22 protein-coding genes and 1 riboswitch are annotated in these 15863 nt (G+C 64.2%); of the genes, 6 read left to right on the plus strand and 16 right to left on the minus strand.

Going from position 1 to position 15863, the window contains the following annotated elements; translation table 11 throughout:
* Positions 1 to 228 precede the first annotated feature (228 nt).
* From K359_RS63100 to K359_RS63105, 9 genes are all read right to left on the minus strand, one after another.
* Complete coding sequence (locus tag K359_RS63100; protein WP_165126501.1) at positions 229 to 402, minus strand: hypothetical protein; 174 nt, start codon at positions 400 to 402, stop codon at positions 229 to 231.
* Between the two features lie 133 nt (positions 403 to 535).
* Positions 536 to 721 carry a hypothetical protein gene (locus K359_RS0101365; RefSeq protein ID WP_029077719.1) on the minus strand — a complete coding sequence of 62 codons (186 nt, stop codon included), beginning with the start codon at positions 719 to 721 and terminating at the stop codon, positions 536 to 538.
* Positions 722 to 801: 80 nt separating this feature from the next.
* A complete protein-coding gene (locus K359_RS0101370; protein WP_029077720.1) occupies positions 802 to 1728 on the minus strand; it encodes a DMT family transporter in 927 nt (308 codons plus the stop codon).
* A 79-nt stretch (positions 1729 to 1807) separates the two neighbouring features.
* On the minus strand, positions 1808 to 2488 hold the full coding sequence (locus K359_RS0101375; protein WP_029077721.1) for a transglutaminase family protein: 681 nt from the start codon (positions 2486 to 2488) through the stop codon (positions 1808 to 1810).
* Positions 2489 to 2518: 30 nt separating this feature from the next.
* Positions 2519 to 2779 (minus strand): hypothetical protein, encoded by a 261-nt coding sequence (locus tag K359_RS50835; RefSeq protein WP_035975804.1) that lies wholly within the window; start codon positions 2777 to 2779, stop codon positions 2519 to 2521.
* A 132-nt stretch (positions 2780 to 2911) separates the two neighbouring features.
* Positions 2912 to 3298, minus strand: coding sequence for a fluoride efflux transporter CrcB (gene crcB, locus K359_RS0101385; RefSeq protein WP_029077722.1), 387 nt, complete (start codon positions 3296 to 3298; stop codon positions 2912 to 2914).
* Positions 3295 to 3468, minus strand: coding sequence for a hypothetical protein (locus tag K359_RS61015; RefSeq protein WP_156928303.1), 174 nt, complete (start codon positions 3466 to 3468; stop codon positions 3295 to 3297). Before K359_RS61015 ends, crcB begins: the two co-directional genes overlap by 4 nt.
* Positions 3469 to 3540: 72 nt before the next feature.
* A riboswitch (Fluoride riboswitch) is annotated at positions 3541 to 3601 on the minus strand.
* A gap of 60 nt (positions 3602 to 3661) precedes the next feature.
* On the minus strand, positions 3662 to 3853 hold the full coding sequence (locus K359_RS61020) for a hypothetical protein (protein WP_035975807.1): 192 nt from the start codon (positions 3851 to 3853) through the stop codon (positions 3662 to 3664).
* On the minus strand, positions 3822 to 3995 hold the full coding sequence (locus K359_RS63105) for a hypothetical protein (RefSeq protein ID WP_165126504.1): 174 nt from the start codon (positions 3993 to 3995) through the stop codon (positions 3822 to 3824). The genes K359_RS61020 and K359_RS63105 overlap by 32 nt, the downstream gene beginning before the upstream one ends.
* Before the next feature lie 178 nt (positions 3996 to 4173).
* Here K359_RS63105 and K359_RS0101400 point away from each other — a divergent pair, with 178 nt between their 5' ends.
* Positions 4174 to 4416 (plus strand): hypothetical protein, encoded by a 243-nt coding sequence (locus K359_RS0101400; protein WP_029077723.1) that lies wholly within the window; start codon positions 4174 to 4176, stop codon positions 4414 to 4416.
* 30 nt (positions 4417 to 4446) lie between these two features.
* On the opposite strand, the gene K359_RS61025 is transcribed toward K359_RS0101400, so the two are convergent.
* The 3 genes from K359_RS61025 to K359_RS0101415 form a co-directional block, all read right to left on the minus strand.
* Positions 4447 to 4587, minus strand: a complete 141-nt coding sequence (locus K359_RS61025) for a hypothetical protein (protein WP_156928304.1) — start codon at positions 4585 to 4587, stop codon at positions 4447 to 4449.
* Positions 4588 to 4647: 60 nt separating this feature from the next.
* Complete coding sequence (locus tag K359_RS0101410) at positions 4648 to 5529, minus strand: DMT family transporter (RefSeq protein WP_029077724.1); 882 nt, start codon at positions 5527 to 5529, stop codon at positions 4648 to 4650.
* A gap of 106 nt (positions 5530 to 5635) precedes the next feature.
* Positions 5636 to 6361, minus strand: coding sequence for a TetR/AcrR family transcriptional regulator (locus K359_RS0101415; protein ID WP_029077725.1), 726 nt, complete (start codon positions 6359 to 6361; stop codon positions 5636 to 5638).
* A 112-nt stretch (positions 6362 to 6473) separates the two neighbouring features.
* Between K359_RS0101415 and K359_RS0101420 the strand changes: the two genes are divergently transcribed.
* A complete protein-coding gene (locus K359_RS0101420) occupies positions 6474 to 7685 on the plus strand; it encodes a cytochrome P450 (protein ID WP_029077726.1) in 1212 nt (403 codons plus the stop codon).
* Between the two features lie 66 nt (positions 7686 to 7751).
* Here the strand turns inward: K359_RS0101420 and K359_RS0101425 are convergent, their stop codons facing one another.
* Positions 7752 to 8561: a response regulator gene (locus tag K359_RS0101425; RefSeq protein ID WP_029077727.1), complete on the minus strand. Its 810-nt coding sequence runs from the start codon at positions 8559 to 8561 to the stop codon at positions 7752 to 7754.
* 267 nt (positions 8562 to 8828) lie between these two features.
* Between K359_RS0101425 and K359_RS0101430 the strand changes: the two genes are divergently transcribed.
* Together K359_RS0101430 and K359_RS0101435 are read left to right on the plus strand one after the other, a co-directional pair.
* Entirely contained in the window at positions 8829 to 9035 is a 207-nt protein-coding gene (locus K359_RS0101430) for a NepR family anti-sigma factor (protein ID WP_029077728.1), read from the plus strand.
* The gene (locus K359_RS0101435) at positions 9035 to 9583 is read left to right on the plus strand and encodes a sigma-70 family RNA polymerase sigma factor (protein ID WP_029077729.1); all 549 of its coding nucleotides are present in this window, start codon (positions 9035 to 9037) and stop codon (positions 9581 to 9583) included. Before K359_RS0101430 ends, K359_RS0101435 begins: the two co-directional genes overlap by 1 nt.
* Before the next feature lie 109 nt (positions 9584 to 9692).
* Here K359_RS0101435 and K359_RS0101440 read toward each other — a convergent pair whose 3' ends face one another.
* Positions 9693 to 12605: an EAL domain-containing protein gene (locus K359_RS0101440; protein ID WP_051345935.1), complete on the minus strand. Its 2913-nt coding sequence runs from the start codon at positions 12603 to 12605 to the stop codon at positions 9693 to 9695.
* 219 nt (positions 12606 to 12824) lie between these two features.
* Between K359_RS0101440 and K359_RS50845 the strand changes: the two genes are divergently transcribed.
* On the plus strand, positions 12825 to 13190 hold the full coding sequence (locus tag K359_RS50845; RefSeq protein ID WP_029077731.1) for a methylamine utilization protein: 366 nt from the start codon (positions 12825 to 12827) through the stop codon (positions 13188 to 13190).
* 22 nt (positions 13191 to 13212) lie between these two features.
* Here the strand turns inward: K359_RS50845 and K359_RS0101450 are convergent, their stop codons facing one another.
* On the minus strand, positions 13213 to 14196 hold the full coding sequence (locus K359_RS0101450; RefSeq protein WP_029077732.1) for a hypothetical protein: 984 nt from the start codon (positions 14194 to 14196) through the stop codon (positions 13213 to 13215).
* A gap of 338 nt (positions 14197 to 14534) precedes the next feature.
* On the opposite strand from K359_RS0101450, the gene K359_RS63110 reads away from it, so the two are divergent.
* Positions 14535 to 14675, plus strand: a complete 141-nt coding sequence (locus K359_RS63110; protein ID WP_165123014.1) for a hypothetical protein — start codon at positions 14535 to 14537, stop codon at positions 14673 to 14675.
* A 46-nt stretch (positions 14676 to 14721) separates the two neighbouring features.
* Here K359_RS63110 and K359_RS0101460 read toward each other — a convergent pair whose 3' ends face one another.
* Complete coding sequence (locus tag K359_RS0101460; protein ID WP_029077733.1) at positions 14722 to 15750, minus strand: cytochrome-c peroxidase; 1029 nt, start codon at positions 15748 to 15750, stop codon at positions 14722 to 14724.
* Between the last annotated feature and the right edge of the window lie 113 nt (positions 15751 to 15863).

Genomic DNA, 15863 nt, shown 5'->3' on the forward strand with positions numbered 1-15863 from the left:
TTCACGCGCAGGGAACGAGTCCGGGGGTTCGCGAGTCATTGCAAGAGCCGGTTATTCCCCCTGCCCCATTGACCGGCGACGTAGGGCGCGACCGTGGTGATGCCGGTCGCGCCCTGCTCTTTTTTGCGGTGAGCTGCGGACGGGGCGTCAGCCAGCATTTCACTCACCGGTTGCATTTGGAGTGAGGCGCCGAGGGCTGATCCCCTCACTGGCGAGAGGACCGCCTGACTAGGCGTTGTCGTTTGCCGGCATGTCCTGGGAACGAACGACCGTCACTTCACGGCAGGACAGGCAACGACCGACGTGAAACTTGATTCCCGTCGTCTGGTCGTCGACGAGCATCAGCTCGCTCAGGGGCTCGCCGCATTTGCAGGTCACCGTCTTGCTGTCGGCAAAATACATCGGACGTCCCTCCATGGGCTGGAGATTTCATCTCGTCATTGGGGCGAACTCGATTGCCCCTTCAGATCGCTTCCACTCCTTTTCGGCCGGTAACGTCCGGGCAATCCGGACAATGGGGGTGACGTTCCCAGATTTATTTTGAAGCAGCTTGCGTCTTCGTCTGGAACTGCGCGGCTTCGCGCGCCTGCCGCTCGGCCTTGAGCCGCTTGAAATTCTCGTAAAAAGCCTTCTCGCTGGCGCGATGCTCCTTTATCGCCTCCGACGCCTCTTGCTGACGCAACTCGTTGCGGGCCTTCCGCTGCTGGGGAGTCAAATTCATATGGCCTCCAACTAAGCTCTTGAATCAACGCTGGATTCAACGCACGAGGCCGGAAAAGGTTGCACTGGAGGGAACTGGCTCTACTTGCGCAGGCTGGCCCAGACGCCGCCGAGAATCAAAAGGCCGCCGATCAAATGGATCAGCTTCGGTGGCTCGCCGAGGATGATCCACGACAACAGCGCGCTGGCGATCGGCGCGACGTAGAGCACGAGCGACGTCCGCACCGAGCCGAACCTTGCGCCGAGCCAGGCAAAGCCGGCATAGGCGATCAGGCCGGGCACGAGGCCGGCGAAGACATAGGCCTCGAACGCCCTGGCGTTGAAGACCTCCGCCGGCGTGGCCCACATCTCCCGGAGCGCCGGCGGCAGCGAGCACAGCGCGCCGGCCGCCGAGAACAGGCTGACCCGCGCCAGCAGCGAGGCGCGCGACGCGACGCGCGACTGCATCAGCGTGTAGCCGGACCAGCCGAGCATCGCGACCACCACCAGCAGATCGCCCCAGGCCGCGCTCGACTGCGTCAGCGTTTCCAGATGGCCGCCGGAGACGATCAACAGCGCGCCGGCCAGCGCGAGCCCGGTGCCGAGCCATTGCAGCGGCCCGATATGCTCGATGCCGAGCGCGGCCGAAATCAGCAGCACCATGATCGGCGACAGCGCGAAGATCAGCGCGATATGGATTGCGGTCGTCGTGATGCCCGCGATGTAGACCGGGCCGCCGCACAGGAACATGCCGAGGAAGCCCGCGGCGAAGATCGGCCAGAGATTCTGTGCCAGCGGGATCTTGCCGTCCCTGACAGCCGCGATCGCAAACGGCGCCAGCCCGATCGCGATGATGCTCCAGCGAAAGAAGGCCAGCGAGAACGGCGGCACCGAGCCGGCAAGGCCGCGCGCCAGCACCTGGTTGGAGGCCTGCCCGACCGCGACCAGGATGAAGCCGGTCAGCGCGACCGCGTCCTCCCAGCCCGTGGCCGGACGGCCGACCGGAGCTTTCGGCAACTCCGCATCCATGACACCGCCCCCTCAGCCGGCACAATCGACGAAGACAAATCCCGTCAGCGCAGCCGCCCGCCGCGGCGCGCGCACAGCCTCACTGCTCCGCCGCTTCCCGCTCCATGTCGCGGCTGGACATGTCTTCACCCTGCATGTTGGCGTAGTCGCGCGCCATCTCGCGCATCAGGAATTTGGCGGGAACGTCGTGATACGTGCCGTGGTCGTTGACATACTGCATGTAGGCGCGCCCGGCGCCGTCGAAGGGATGCAGCAGCGCATCGGAATGGCCGTCGAAATCGAGCGGCTTGACGCCGAGCTTGGCGCACAGCGTGTCGTTGAAGGTCGGGGTCGCCTTGCGCCAGGCGCCGTCGACGAACACTTCGGTGAAGCCGTGCCAAGTGAACAGGTCCGAGCCCATGCTCTGTCGCAGCTTCTCGGTGGTCAGGTGGTTGCGGACATCAGCGAAGCCGACCCGGGCCGGGATGCCGTGGACCCGGCAGGCCGCCGCATAGAGCGCCGCCTTGCCGACGCAATAGCCGTTGCCGGCGGCGAGCACGCTGGAGGCGCGGAAGCTCTCCGGCGAGCGCATGCTGACATAGGGATTGTAGCGGATGCCGTCGCGCACCGCGGTGTAGAGCCGGCTCGCTCTTTCGCGCGCGCTGGCGTCAGCCGGCACGGCGGCGCGGGCGAACGCTGCGACGGCAGGATGGTCGCTGTCGACATATTCGCCTGCAACAGTGTAGAGGCGGCTGATCGTATCGGGAAGATGCTCGGTCATGGCGCGAGCTTAGCAAGCCATTTGCGCAGTTCAATGCGGCTCGTGCGGCCCTTCTTGCAGCCCTGCCCCGCTCAGGTCCTGAAGCGTCCGTCCCTGCGGCGGCGAGTAGCTGCGCCGCTTGGCCTTGAAATATTCGCGCGCGAAATGGATGCCGATCCCGATCAGGAACGGCGGGGCAAGCGCGGCAGCGATCATCAAGGCGGTAATCGACTTCGGCGTCAGGATGTCCAGCACCATCGACGCCAGCAGCCACAGCGTGGCAGCAATCACCGCGACGTCGACATGCTTCATCCCCGCTCTTTCCCTTGTCCGCTGACCATCATCCGGGTTCCATACTACCGGCTGGCCCCGGGCGCGCCAAGGATTCCGGGCGGCAGGCAATACCTCCAGCCCTTCACTTTTCTGGAACGGCAGGGCGGCTGGTTAGGCCGCGAACGCCCTGACCAGCAGCAGGCCGCCGAACAGCGCGAGGATCGAGAACGCGACGGAGGCTGCGATGTAGGCGCCGGCCGACCATAACTCGCCCCGCTGCATCAGCACGATGGCATCGAGCGAGAAGGTCGAGAAGGTGGTGAAGCCGCCGCAGATGCCGACGGTGAGAAACACCCGCGTCGCCTGGCTGACATTCCAGCTCAACGCGAAGGATTCCGCGAAGACGCCGATCAGGAACGAGCCCACGATATTGATCACCAGCGTGCCCCAGGGAAATTCCGTGCCGACCAGGCGCCCCGCGCCGATCGCCACCAGATAGCGCGCGACCGACCCCAGCGAGCCGCCGATCGCGACCGCCGCCAACAATTGAACGTTCAATGCCTCACCTTTCCGCCCCGCCACTCGACGATGCCTGCCACAAGCCCGACAACGAAGGTCGCGGCGACCAGCTCGCCCGGCGCGCCGACCAACAGGGCGACGACGCCGACGAGCCAGATCGACCCGACCAGCGACAATGCGATTGAGAGTGACCCAGGAAGACTTGTCATGCTCTGCCCCTTCTCGTTCGCGGGGGGCGCGTAGCGGGTCGGCGGTGGCGCATGCTCCTACCGACGCTCTCGCGCCCGGTAGGAGTCATCAGCCTTGCGGCGGTTATCGGGGGACTCCATCCCCATCAACGTGGGAATGGTAGGCGAGCGGCGCGGCGGGAGCAAGTAACCATCCCGCCGCTTCGCTGTTGGTTCACTCGCTCATCGACAGCATCGCGTTCAGCTCGACGGCGGTCCGCAGCTGCTCGATGCGCGCAGCAACCTGCTCGCGTTCGGCGCCGCGCGGCAGCTGCGCGAGCCGGCTTTCAAGCCGCACCCGGTGCTCGTCGAGGCGCTGCTCGAAGGTGTGGGGTTCAGATCGCTTCCGCTTCTGAATCGTCTTCATCACTCACCCTTGGCGGTTGCAGACCGGGACTGTTGGCCCAGCGGTCCAGTTGATCGATGACCTGTGCGTGGCTCGGACGCCGCGGTTCAGGGGCTTCCGGCTCCTCGGATAGCTTGCGGGGCAATTTGACGTGGTTGGTCATGGCATCACTCCCGCGAGACAACGGAGAGGCACCCGGATCGTTCCTCAATCTTTTGTCTAAGTCATTGATATCACTTGATAAACGTACTCAATTGATGTTTTTTTAGGGGCTTGAGGAACCCGCCGCAACTTGGTTCGTTTAGCAAATTACTCAACTAACTAATTCTGGGCGATTTGCGATGAATGAGCTTCGCGCTGAACGTCTTCAAGTCATGTTGTCACCCGAGGAATTGGCTGCCCTCGACGATTTCCGATTCAAGCACCGCATGCCGACCCGTGCTGCGGCGGTTCGCGAGCTGCTCAAGCTCGGTCTGGCCGGCAACGGCATCGATGGGGGAGCCGGGGTCAAATCGAGCGAGTATGGGGTGTTTAATCGGGGGCCGGACGGGCACACCCAAGGGGACGCACCGCAAGAGGAATAGCGGCGCGTTGGCGCGCAGGACTGTCGCGGCTCAAGCCGCGACGAAGAGGTCCACAATCCCCTTCAGGATCGAGACCACGAGCGCCGACGAGAACATCGCCGTGCCGAGATCCGCGAGATAAAGCAGCTGCGCCTTCTGCTCCGCATCAAGCCGCGCGATTGCCTTTCGCATGGCCAAGCTCCCTTTTGGGGAGAACGCGCCTCGCGAACGTCGGTTCCGTCCGCCGTGCGCTCAGGCCCGCTGCAGCGCCAGCGTCACGCCGCCGAGCGTCAGCGCCATGGCGCCGATCTCGCGCAGGCCCAAGGGCTCACCGAGGATGATCGCCGCCGACACCACGCCGATGACAGGTACCAGCAGCATGCCGGTCGACGCCGATGTCGGCGGCAGGCGGCGCAGCGTCTCGAACCAGGTGAGGTAGCAGATGCCCATCGGCATCAGCGTCATGTAGGCGAAGCAGCCGAGGCCGAACGGCGTGATCGCGGCGTAGTTCGGGTGCTCGAAGAGAATGCCGAGCAACAGCATCACGAGACAGCCGATGCCGACCTGCCAGGCGACCACCGCGAGCGGCGGCATCGGCAGCGGCTTGCGGTTCAGCACATTGCCGAGCGCAAAGAGGATGGCGCAGGCGAGCGCCAGCGCAATTCCGGTGAGCTTGCCGGCGCTGAAGGCAAAGCCATTGCCGCCAAGCAATAGTGCAACGCCGGCGACGCCGAGCACCAGCGCGGCGAGGTCCCGCAAGGTCGGACGGCTGTGCAGCACCGGCCAGGCGAACAGCATCGCCCAGATCGGCATCGTGTAGGCCAACAGCGCGCCCTCGCCGACGGTGACGAATTTCATCGCGATGGTGCCAAAGCCCATCCAGGCGAAGACATTGGTGAAGGAGGCGAACAACAGCCGCGGGATCGCCTCGCGCGGCACGGTCAGCGACTGGCCGCGGGCCAGCGCCAGCGTGCCCAGGATCACCGCCGCGCAGGTGCCGGCGAGCCCGCGGGCGAACAGCGGCGGCCATTGCTGCAGCAACAGCTTCATCAGCGGCCAGTTCAGGGCCCAGCCGAACGCCGTGATGACCAGGCAGAGAAAACCGACTGTTCTGTCGCGTTGAGTCGTGTCCATGGGCCGCGCTTAGCAGGCAGACAGGCGTGATTCCACAGCGCATTGCGCATGCCGGGGCGCGTGGCACGCGAGAACGATCCAGCGTGTACCTTCGAATACCACTTGGTCAGGCGAAGGAGCCGATCGTGATCCGCGGCCAGCCCTCGCTTTTCCGCGCGGCGGCAAGCTTGCTCGCCCAGGCATCGATCAGGCTCGCGATCAGGAGGCGGCCGGTGCCGCGCATGTCGGGCAGTTTCATGGTAGGCGTGCCGAGCGTAAGTGCGACCACGCCATGCACAGCCGCAAGCAGCGCAGTCGCCAGCCGCTGCGGCAGGCCCGACGGCGGTTCGGCGCCATGTGCCGCCAGGAATTCCCGCACCGACGTGACGAACAGCTCGTAGCTGCGGCGCGCGATCTCGGTCTCGCCGAAATAGACGCCGTCGGGAAAGCGGCGGTCCTCGACCGTTCCCGACATCGAGAACAGCGAACGGAAGTGATCGGGATTGTCGGCCCAATAGTCGAGATAGGTTTCCATCACGCGCCGCAGCCTGAGATCGCTGTCGGCGGTCTGCGCGCGGACCCGTTGGAGCTGTTCGGCCACCGCCTCGAGGTTCTGTTGCTTCACAGCGAGCAGCAGCAGCAGCTTGGTCGGATAATATTTGAGGACGGTGCCCTTGGAGTAGCCGATCGCGTCGGCGATCTTCTGGATCGAGACGGTCTCGAGCGTGCCGGCGGCGAATTCCTTGCGCGCGGTATCGAGGATCAGCGCCTTCAACGCCTCCTTGTCGGCCTCCTGCCGTGCCCGGCGCTGAAAGCGCCGCCCGCCTTTGCTGGATCGCTCCTCGATCGACATCGCCGTTTCCTAGAGCCTTTTCCGTTCCGATGGAATCGAAACGAGGCTCCCCTTGCCATAGCCGAGTTAATTGACTATGGTCAATTAATTGATCATAAGACGGGAGGATGCAATGAGCGCCCTTGCGAGCCCCCTCGCCGGCGAGGTTGTCCGCAGCGATTTCGATCCGTTCAGCCCTGCGACGCGGGCCGATCCCTACGGCACCTACGCGGAGCTGCGCGCCGCGGCGCCGGTCATTCGCCTGACCAAATACGACATCTGGGCGGTGCCGCGCTTTGCCGAGGTCAAGACGATCTTCGGAGACCATCTCAACTTCAGCAACGCCGGCGGCGCCGGGCTTGCCAACCACTTCAAGGAAAAGCCGTGGCGGCCGCCGAGCATCGTGCTGGAAGCCGATCCGCCGCTGCACACCCGGACCCGCGCGGTGCTGGCGCGCATCCTCTCGCCCGGCGCAATGCGTCGGCTCGCGGATGACTTCAAGGCGATGGCGGCACGGCTGGTCGACGGGCTGGTCGCGCGCGGATCGTTCGACGCGATCAAGGACATCGCCGAGGTATTTCCGGTCAGCGTGTTTCCCGACGCGCTCGGCATCGACCAGGAAGGCCGCGAGAATTTCCTGACCTATGGCGCGATGGTGTTCGCCGGCTTCGGACCCGAGAACGACTATTTTCGCGACCTGATGAAAGAAGCGCCCCGCGTGCTGCCCTGGGTCGCGGCACGCTGTCAGCGCGAGGCGCTGCGCCCGGGCAGCTTTGGCGCGCAGGTCTACGAGGCGGCCGACGCCGGCGAGATCAGCGCGGAGGAAGCGCCGCTGCTGGTGCGTTCGCTGCTCTCGGCCGGGCTCGACACCACGATCAGCGCGATCGGCATGGCGCTGTACACGCTCGCGCGCCATCCCGATCAATGGGCGCTACTCGCGGCCGATCCGTCGCTGTCGCGCGCGGCGTTCGACGAGACGCTGCGCTTCGATTCACCGGCGCCGTTCGTGTTCCGCACCACGCCGCATGACACCGAGATCGCAGGCGTTGGGATCGGCAAGCACGAGAAGGTGCTCCTGCGGCTCGCCTCCGCCAACCGCGACGAGACGCGCTGGGAGCATGCCGACCAGTTCGACGTCAGACGGCGGTTGTCCGGGCACATGGGGTTCGGCGTCGGCATCCACGGCTGCGTCGGGCAGATGGTGGCGCGGCTGGAGGCGGAGGCCGTGATCGCAGCGCTCGCGGCCCGCGTTAAGCAGTTCGACATTGCGGGCCCCACAGCCTTCCGCGACAGCTCGGGCCTGCGGGCGCTCAGCGCGATGCCGGTCCGCGTCACACCGAAATAGCAGGCCACCCTAGAAAAATCCGGCGCACCTTGCGATGCGCCGGATCAGTCGACCAGCTTCAGAACTTCATGCCGACGCCGCGCGCGGTGTACGGTTGCGCGAGTTGCGCTGGAAGAACAGCGCCTGGCTCGCCACCGCCGACACCATGGCCGGCTGGAACGGCTTCGAGATCAGGAATGCCGGCTCCGGCCGCTCGCCGGTCAGGAAGCGTTCGGGATAGGCGGTGATGAACACCACCGGCACCTCGAAGGTCCGCAGCAGCTCGTTCACCGCATCGAGGCCCGACGAGCCGTCGGCGAGCTGGATGTCGGCGAGGATCAGGCCCGGCTTCTTGTTCTTGGCGAGCGCAACCGCATCGGAGTGCGTGCGCGCGACGCCGATCACGTTGTGACCGAGATTCTTCACCAGGCTCTCGAGGTCCATGGCGATGAAGGTCTCGTCCTCGATGATCAGAACGTCGGTGGCGATCTCGGCGGCCATCTCGCGGCCGGCGGCATCGGTGAGCTTGCGCGTCTCGGCGATGTCGGTGCCTAGAATGTAGCCGACCTCCTCCTCCGAAAAGCCCTCCAGCGACAGCAGCAGGAAGGCCTGGCGGGGCAGCGGCGTGATGTTGGAAAGCCGGCGCTCCGGCGGCAGCGACAGCGTCGCCACGTCGGCATTGTCATTGTTCACCGACACTGAATTCCAGATCTGGGTGAACAGCCGAAACAGGCCGGCGCGCGGGCCGTGCGCCTGGTCCAGCAACGATCCGTCCTGCAACAAGGCCTCGAGCATGGCCCCGACATAGGCGTCCCCCGACGCCTGGTTTCCGGTCAGTGCGCGGGCATAGCGGCGCAGCAGCGGAAGGTGTTCGGCAACGATCTGCGATCGGGACATTCCCACTCCATCTTGTTCGTGAGGCCTGCCGGCCTGAAACCCGTTGTCCGGGGGCGGCGCATCCATTTCGAGGCCCCCCCGGTTCCCCTGCATCCCCGATTACGCGTGAACGACGAAAAAGTTCCACGAAATAGTTCCAGCCTTCCGGAACTTTCTGCGCAACTTTGCATTAGCTCGTGACCGACGAGGCAACGCGGCCAGCCTCTAATTTCGAGGAAACATCTTGGAAATCAGAGACTTAACTCCCGGGGAAGCGTGGATCACATCATGAAGGAAGTAAAGAAGCAGGGCGGTCTCAACGCCGAGATTCAATCGAGAATCGGCCACCAGCTTCGCGCCATGTACGACGACGTGGTGCGACAGGGGGTGCCCGACCGCTTTGCGGAGCTGATCCGCAAACTCGACGGACCCGAGGCTGCCGCGGCGGCCGTCGCCGGGGGTGGTGATACCGACAAGAACAATGGAGGGGACTAATGCCTCTCACGAATGAACTTCGCGACGACATTCTTGCGTCGGTCCCGAGCCTGCGCGCGTTCGCGATCTCGCTGTCCGGTAATGGTGACCGCGCCGACGATCTGGTGCAGGAGACCCTGCTGCGCGCGATCGCCAATATCGACTCGTTCCAGCCTGGCTCGAACCTGCCCGCGTGGCTGTTCACCATCCTTCGCAACCTGTTTCGCTCCGACTACCGGAAGCGGCGGCGCGAGGTGGAGGACGCCGAGGGCAACTATGCCAAGACGCTGAAGAGCCAGCCGTCGCAGACCGCTCACCTGGAGTTCGAGGAATTCCGCACCGCACTCGAAAAGCTGCCGCAGGACCAGCGCGAGGCACTGATCCTGGTCGGCGCCTCCGGCTTCTCCTACGAGGATGCCGCGGCGATCTGCGGCTGTGCGGTCGGCACCATCAAGAGCCGCGTCAACCGTGCGCGATCGAAGCTGAGTGCGCTGCTCTATGTCGATAGCGCCGAGGATTTCGGCCCCGACAACACCGTGCGCGCCGTGATCGGCGGCAATGGCGGCTGAACGCGACCGATGTTAAATGCGAAAAGGCGGCCCTGATCGGGCCGCCTTTTTGGTTGGGAATCAACAAGATCACGTTCGCGCGACCGGCAGACGCCTCCTCTTCGCAGCGTTAGCTCGCCATCGCCTTCTCGACAGCGGCCGGCTTGAAGCCGTTTCTCAATTCGAGGATCTTGGCCGCGATTTCGGTCACCGGGACCGGATGGCTGAACAGGAAGCCCTGGGCCTCGTTGCAACCTTCCGCCCGCATGTGGTTCAACTGCTCGACGGTCTCGATGCCCTCGGCGATCGTGGTCATGCCAAGGCTTTTGCCGAGGCTGATGACGGCACGGACGATCGACTTCGATCCATGCGTCGCCGTCGCGTCGCGCACGAAGGATTTGTCGATCTTGAGCTTGTCGAAGGGAAAACTTCGCAGATAGCTCAGCGATGAATAGCCGGTGCCGAAATCGTCGAGCGCAATGCGCAGCCCCTGCGCCTTCAGCTTGTGCAGCGTGGCAAGGGTCTCGTTGCTGTTGGCGAGGAAGACGGACTCGGTGATTTCGAGCTCCAGCCGGCGCGGCGACAATTTTGACGCCGCGAGCGCGTTGACAACAACGTCGATGAAGTCGGGGTCGCGAAACTGGACCGCCGAGACGTTGACCGCGAGCTTCATCTCGCTGGGCCAGGTGACGGCCTGCTCGCAGGCACGATTGAGCACCCATTCTCCCAGCGGGCAGATCAGCCCGATCTCTTCCGCGATCGGGATGAACTGGTCGGGTGGCACCAGTCCGCGCTTCGGGTGATGCCAGCGCAGCAGCGCCTCGAAGCCGCAGATGCGGTCGAGATTGAGATCGTAAAGCGGCTGGTAGAACAGCGAGAACTCGTCCTTGACCATCGCCTCGCGAAGGTCGAGCTCGAGCGCCCGGCGCCGCTGCAGACTGGCGTCCATCGCGGGTTCGAAAAATCGCCAGGTGCCCCGGCCTTCCATCTTGGCACGGTACAGCGCGACGTCGGCGTTCTTCTGAAGCTTCTCGCCGGTGGTGCCGTCGCCCGGCGACATCGAGATGCCGACGCTACATCCGACGATGACGCGATGCCCGTTCAGTTCGTACGGGGCGCCGACGCATTCGACGATGCGGCGAGCGAGGCGCTCGGCCTCGTCTCCGCCCTGGACGCCGCATTGAATGACCGCGAACTCGTCGCCGCCCAAACGCGCGACGGTGTCGACCTCACGGACGCAGGCGTTGAGCCGGTCCGCGACCGCACAGAGCAGTTCGTCGCCGACCGGATGCCCTAGCGTGTCGTTGACCTGCTTGAAATTGTCGAGGTCGAGGCAGAACACCGCGAAGCCAAATCCACGGCCGACCTGAGCAACCGCCAGCTCGATCCGTTCGGCCAGCAGCGTACGGTTCGGCAGCTTGGTCAGGGCATCGTGCCGGGCCATGAACGCGATCTGCGACTCGGCGCGTTGTTGTTCGGTGACGTCCTCGCAGGTGACGAGCCAGCCGCCGTCGGAGGTCGGCCGTTGCGCGATGGCGATGATCCGTCCATCGCTGAGATGCTGCAGATAGTTGCCGCCCTCCTGCTGGCCCATCGATCGCTCGCGCTCGGCCAGCAGGTCGGCGACGGTGCGATCGCCATGATTGCCGGCGGCGATGCTGAGGTCGAGCACGTCCTCCATGGTCATGCCGGGAACGACGAGCTCCGGCGAAATATCGAAGATCTCGCAGAACCGGCGATTGGCGACCTGCAGCCGCGCTTCGCTGTTGTAGAGGCACAAGCCTTGCGACATATGCGTGAGCGCCGCATCGAGCCGCAGATTGGTTTCATGCAGCTCTGCCTTCTGCTGCTTCAGCGCGGAGATGTCGCTGTAGACGAGGACGACGCCGCCCTCCTGCGTCTCGCTCCGGCTGACGCGCAGCCAGCGTCCGTCGGACAGCTGCGCTTCGCTCGCGAAACCGTCGATGTCACCTTCGGTCGGAGCGAGCTCGGGAGCCTCCAGTCGATCCGATTGCAGCAGCTGCGGCGAGAGACGGATGAATTCGCTGGCGCGCGAGTTGGCCAGGGCAATCTGGCCGTCCGCATCGAGCAGCACGACGCCTTCACGCGACGTTTCGAGCGCATCCGAAAGCCGCGCCTGCGCGGAGCGACGTTGCGACACCTCCTGATCGACCATCCGCCTGATGTTGTCGCGCATCGTTTCCATGGCGGTCAGCAGGATGCCCAGTTCGTCGGTGCCGCCCTTGGGGACGGTCGCATCGAGGTCGCCGCCGGCGATGCTGCGCGCGGCGCGGGATGCAATGGCGACCGGTCCGATGATGCGGCGCGCCAGCAACCATGAAAACAGTGCCGACAGGAATAGCGCGACGGTCAGCCCGGCCACGTTGAGCTGCAGGTCACGCTTGATGGTCGAGAGCGCCTTCTGCCGGAACAGGAAGCCGTCACCAGCCGTATAGTTGACCAGCAGCTCGACCTGCTGGCCGACGATCTTGGAATAGCGATCGACGTCGCCGACCGAGGTGCCCGATGCATGCGGATCGGACGCCGGGTTTGCCTCCAGCGACGAGCCGACCGCGCGGCGATGCAGTTCCATCCAGGCGTCGGCGGCTTCCTGAACCTTGGCGGCGGCCTGCGCAGCCCGCGAGGACTGCGACCGATCGGCGGCGATCGTCAGGTCTTCCGAGAGCGTCCTGGCGAGCTTTTCGATCTGGCTGTCGAGGCTCGCACGGATCTCCGGGTCCGACGTCATCAGACGCTGCGACGAGGCGACCCGCATCGCGGCGAAATCCGCGCCGGCCGCGCGGGCGTAGTTGATCGACATCAGGGATTCGTCGAACGTCTTGGCCACCAGATCGCCGGCGTGGCGGATGCCTAGGATGGAGTATCCGCCGAGCGCGACGGCAATGGCGCTCATCGCAAGGCAGAAGATCAGAATCTGGGCGCGGATCGAGCCCGTCGTCAGCGCAAAGCGCGACAGGCGGCCGGTTGCGTACCGAAGCGCCGCACTGCTCTTCACCTTGAGATTGCCCAAGAGGCTATCCATGCCCGCGTTTCGCCGTAGTGCTCGGTACTCAAGCTACGCAGAAACGCGCAGCGCATGCGGAAAATGACTGTCTGCTCAAAATTGCCTTAGTAGTGACTGGAACTCATGCTGAAATCGTTAAGATCAGCTGGCGATAATCACCCTCACAGGTAATCCCTGAGGCGACTTTTGCAGCCTTGGGTAGCGGTATCCGGTGGTCGAAGTTCAGGCGGGGGTCTCATGCAGTCAGGCTTGTTGCGCGGCTTGCGCCTCGGCCAGTTCAGCCGTGTGCCATTTGTGGCCGCGATTGTCACGGGAGTGCTCACCGGAGCCGCTTTGGGTGCAGCCCCTTACGTCATTTCGCAGAAGGATCGTGAATTCAAACCCGCGGAAATCTCGATCAAGCGGGGCGAGGTTTTACGGTTCGTTAACGATGACGGCGAGCTGTTGCATCACGCTTATTTGAGCACCGAGGCGTTCAGCTTCGACTCCGGCGACCAGCAGCCGGGCAGCAAATTCGACGTCACCTTTTCGGTACCCGGCGACTACACCGTGTTGTGCGGCATTCATCCGAAGATGAAGCTCGCCGTCCACGTCGCCAAATAGCCAGGCTCAAACCGCGACGATCTTACAGGACCGAGGTCTTGAAGATCGCGGCATGGCCGAAATAGTAGACGAACAGCGTCAGAGACAGCGCGGCACAGAGCGCGACCGGGGCGAGCCACGCCGGGCGACGATCGCGTTGCAGGACCTTGTTGTCGGCCACGATCGCAAACAGGACGGCGATGATCGCCGAATGTCCGATCGTGTCGATCTTGCCGAATTCGAAGCACGCGCTGACAAACATCCCGGCGAGCACGGCGGCGGCGCAGCGCCGGATCAACGGCGTCCAGATCAAGGCGAAGGCGAGCGTGAATTCCACCATGCCCGCGGCGCGCATGTAGAACTCATTGTCGAAGCCGAGGGTCATCGACGCATGCTCGATCAGGAGCGGGAAGCTCCACTCCGGATAGGCCCATTTCTCGATCGAAGCCCACATCAACGTCACTGCCGCGGCGTACCGCATCACGTCGATCGGCCGGATTCCGAACAGATCCTTGTTCAGCCCGACCAGCGCGAAATAGGCGGCAACGCCTAGAAAGATCGGGTAATCGGCGAGATGGAAGACGCCGTAGCCCTGGACGCCGATTCCGAACAGGATCGCCATCCCGGCGGCCGACAGCGGCATCGTGCGTCGCGACAGCATGCCGGCGGCGATACCGAGTTGCAGCGCGCCGACCAGCGGTGACGACGTCTTCAACTCGGGGGTCAGCAGGATGCCGCCGACGGCCCAGATCGAGATGAAGAAGAACGCGCAGACCGCACGCATCATCAACTCGGTGTGCAGCCGCAATCCCGCGGTGACGCGGTCGAGCACCCGGATCGTCGCATCTCCCAGCGACGTCGGCTCGATCACGCAGCCCGCAAACAGCCAGAAGACGGCGATGCCGAGCAGCAGTTCAAAGTCGAGGCAAAGGACATTCTCGAGTCCGCGCGGCTGGCCGGCGACGTCGTAGGCACAGAACCATTTGACATGCGCCTCGGCACTGCGCGCGGCTACGACACAAAACAAAACCGCTGCAAGGCACGTGGCAGAAAAGGAGCGCACGGCCGATCCGGCATCTCGCGCCCATCCACTAAACATTGAACCAACCGCCCACACACACACACACGCTTAAGGACTTGTTTAACTTATATCAAATTTTAAGCTTTGCGCCTGCCCCGGACAGCCGCTGGTTGCATTGTGGTTAATTGCGACGGACCAGCCCAGCCCGTCCCTTTGTGCAGTCTTTACAGCCGGTTCCCTCAAATTTTAGCTAATTCCGGCACGGGAGCTCAATTCAACTGTCGTACTGAAATCCGGACAAATCGGTTCGGGAGGCCGGTACAATGTTCGGAGCGTTGAGTGTCGTGAGTATCGGGGTGGGCTCGGCCCTCGCCTACCTGACCAAATCGTATCCTTCGCGCGTGGAGACGCTGGAGACCTGCGCGGGTGCCTTCCTGATCGTCGGACTTGGCCTCCTGGGGGCTGCGCTGCCGCACCTGGCCTGAGCGAGTCCTGTTCTCGACAGCCTTGTTCTCAACAGCCCTGCCGCGGTCATCGCGGCAGCTTGGGCACCCCGGGCACCGGTGGATTGGTGGCGGTCAACGTTTCAAGAAAGGCGATGAGATCCTTCTTCTCGGCTGCCGTCAGCGACAGCGGCTTGATGTCGGGCGATCGGCTCGGCCGTTCGATCCCGCCCTTGTTGTACAGCTCAATGACATCTTCCAGCGTCGCGACCGATCCGTCGTGCATGTAGGGCGCGCGGCGCGCGACGTCGCGCAAGGTCGGGGTCTTGAACGCATATTTCAGCTTCGCCGACGTCGGAAAGAAACGGCCGCGCCCGATGTCATGCCCCTTGGCGGTGCCGATATCCTGAAACGATCCGTCGGAGAAGGACGGGCCGCTGTGGCAGGCCGAGCAACGCGCCTTGCCGTTGAACAGCTCAAAGCCGTGCTGGGCTGATGCACCGATCGCGCTATTGTCGCCCTTGATCCAGCGGTCGAACGGCGCCTCGCCAGCAATGATGGAGCGCTCGAAGGTCGCCAGCGACTGCTCGATCCTCGGCCGTGTGATCGCACCGTCGCCGAACGCGCGGCCGAACGCATCGACATAACCAGGGATCGCCGCAAGGCGCGCGATCAATTCCGGCTCGGTCATGTTCAGGTTCATGGGAGACAGGATCGGGCCGAATGCCACGGATTCGAGATCCTTGAACTTGCCGTCCCATCCGAGGGGCTCGAAAAAGGCCACGTCGATCAGCGTCGGCGAGCGGATCGGCAGGCCTTTCGGGTCCTCACCGATGGCGCGCGGCAGGCCGTCGCCCCAAGACAGGCTTGGCCTGTGGCAGCTCGCGCAGGAGTGCGTCTTCGACCGCGACAGCAGCGGATCGAAGAACAGCATCTGCCCAAGCGCGGATTTCGCCTCCGAATAGGGATTGCTGCTCGGGAAGGGAACGACCTCCGGCCGGCGATAGCTGGTACGAATTGTCGCAGGGTCGCCGGGCGCCGTCGCCGGGGTCAGCGCAAGCGACAGCCCTACCGGCAAAACTGCCACAAGCAAGGTCAGGCTGACCCAAAGCCTCATCGGGGTCCTCAGACGGTATCCTGCCCGGTATATGCCGAAGCATGTTCAACGAAGTTTTAACAATCGGTTGCGGGTTAGTACGGATGACCGGCGCCGGTCACGAATGATGCCGG

Origin of the sequence: Bradyrhizobium sp. th-b2, from assembly GCF_000426785.1 — a bacterium.
GTDB classification, from domain to species: domain Bacteria; phylum Pseudomonadota; class Alphaproteobacteria; order Rhizobiales; family Xanthobacteraceae; genus Bradyrhizobium; species Bradyrhizobium septentrionale.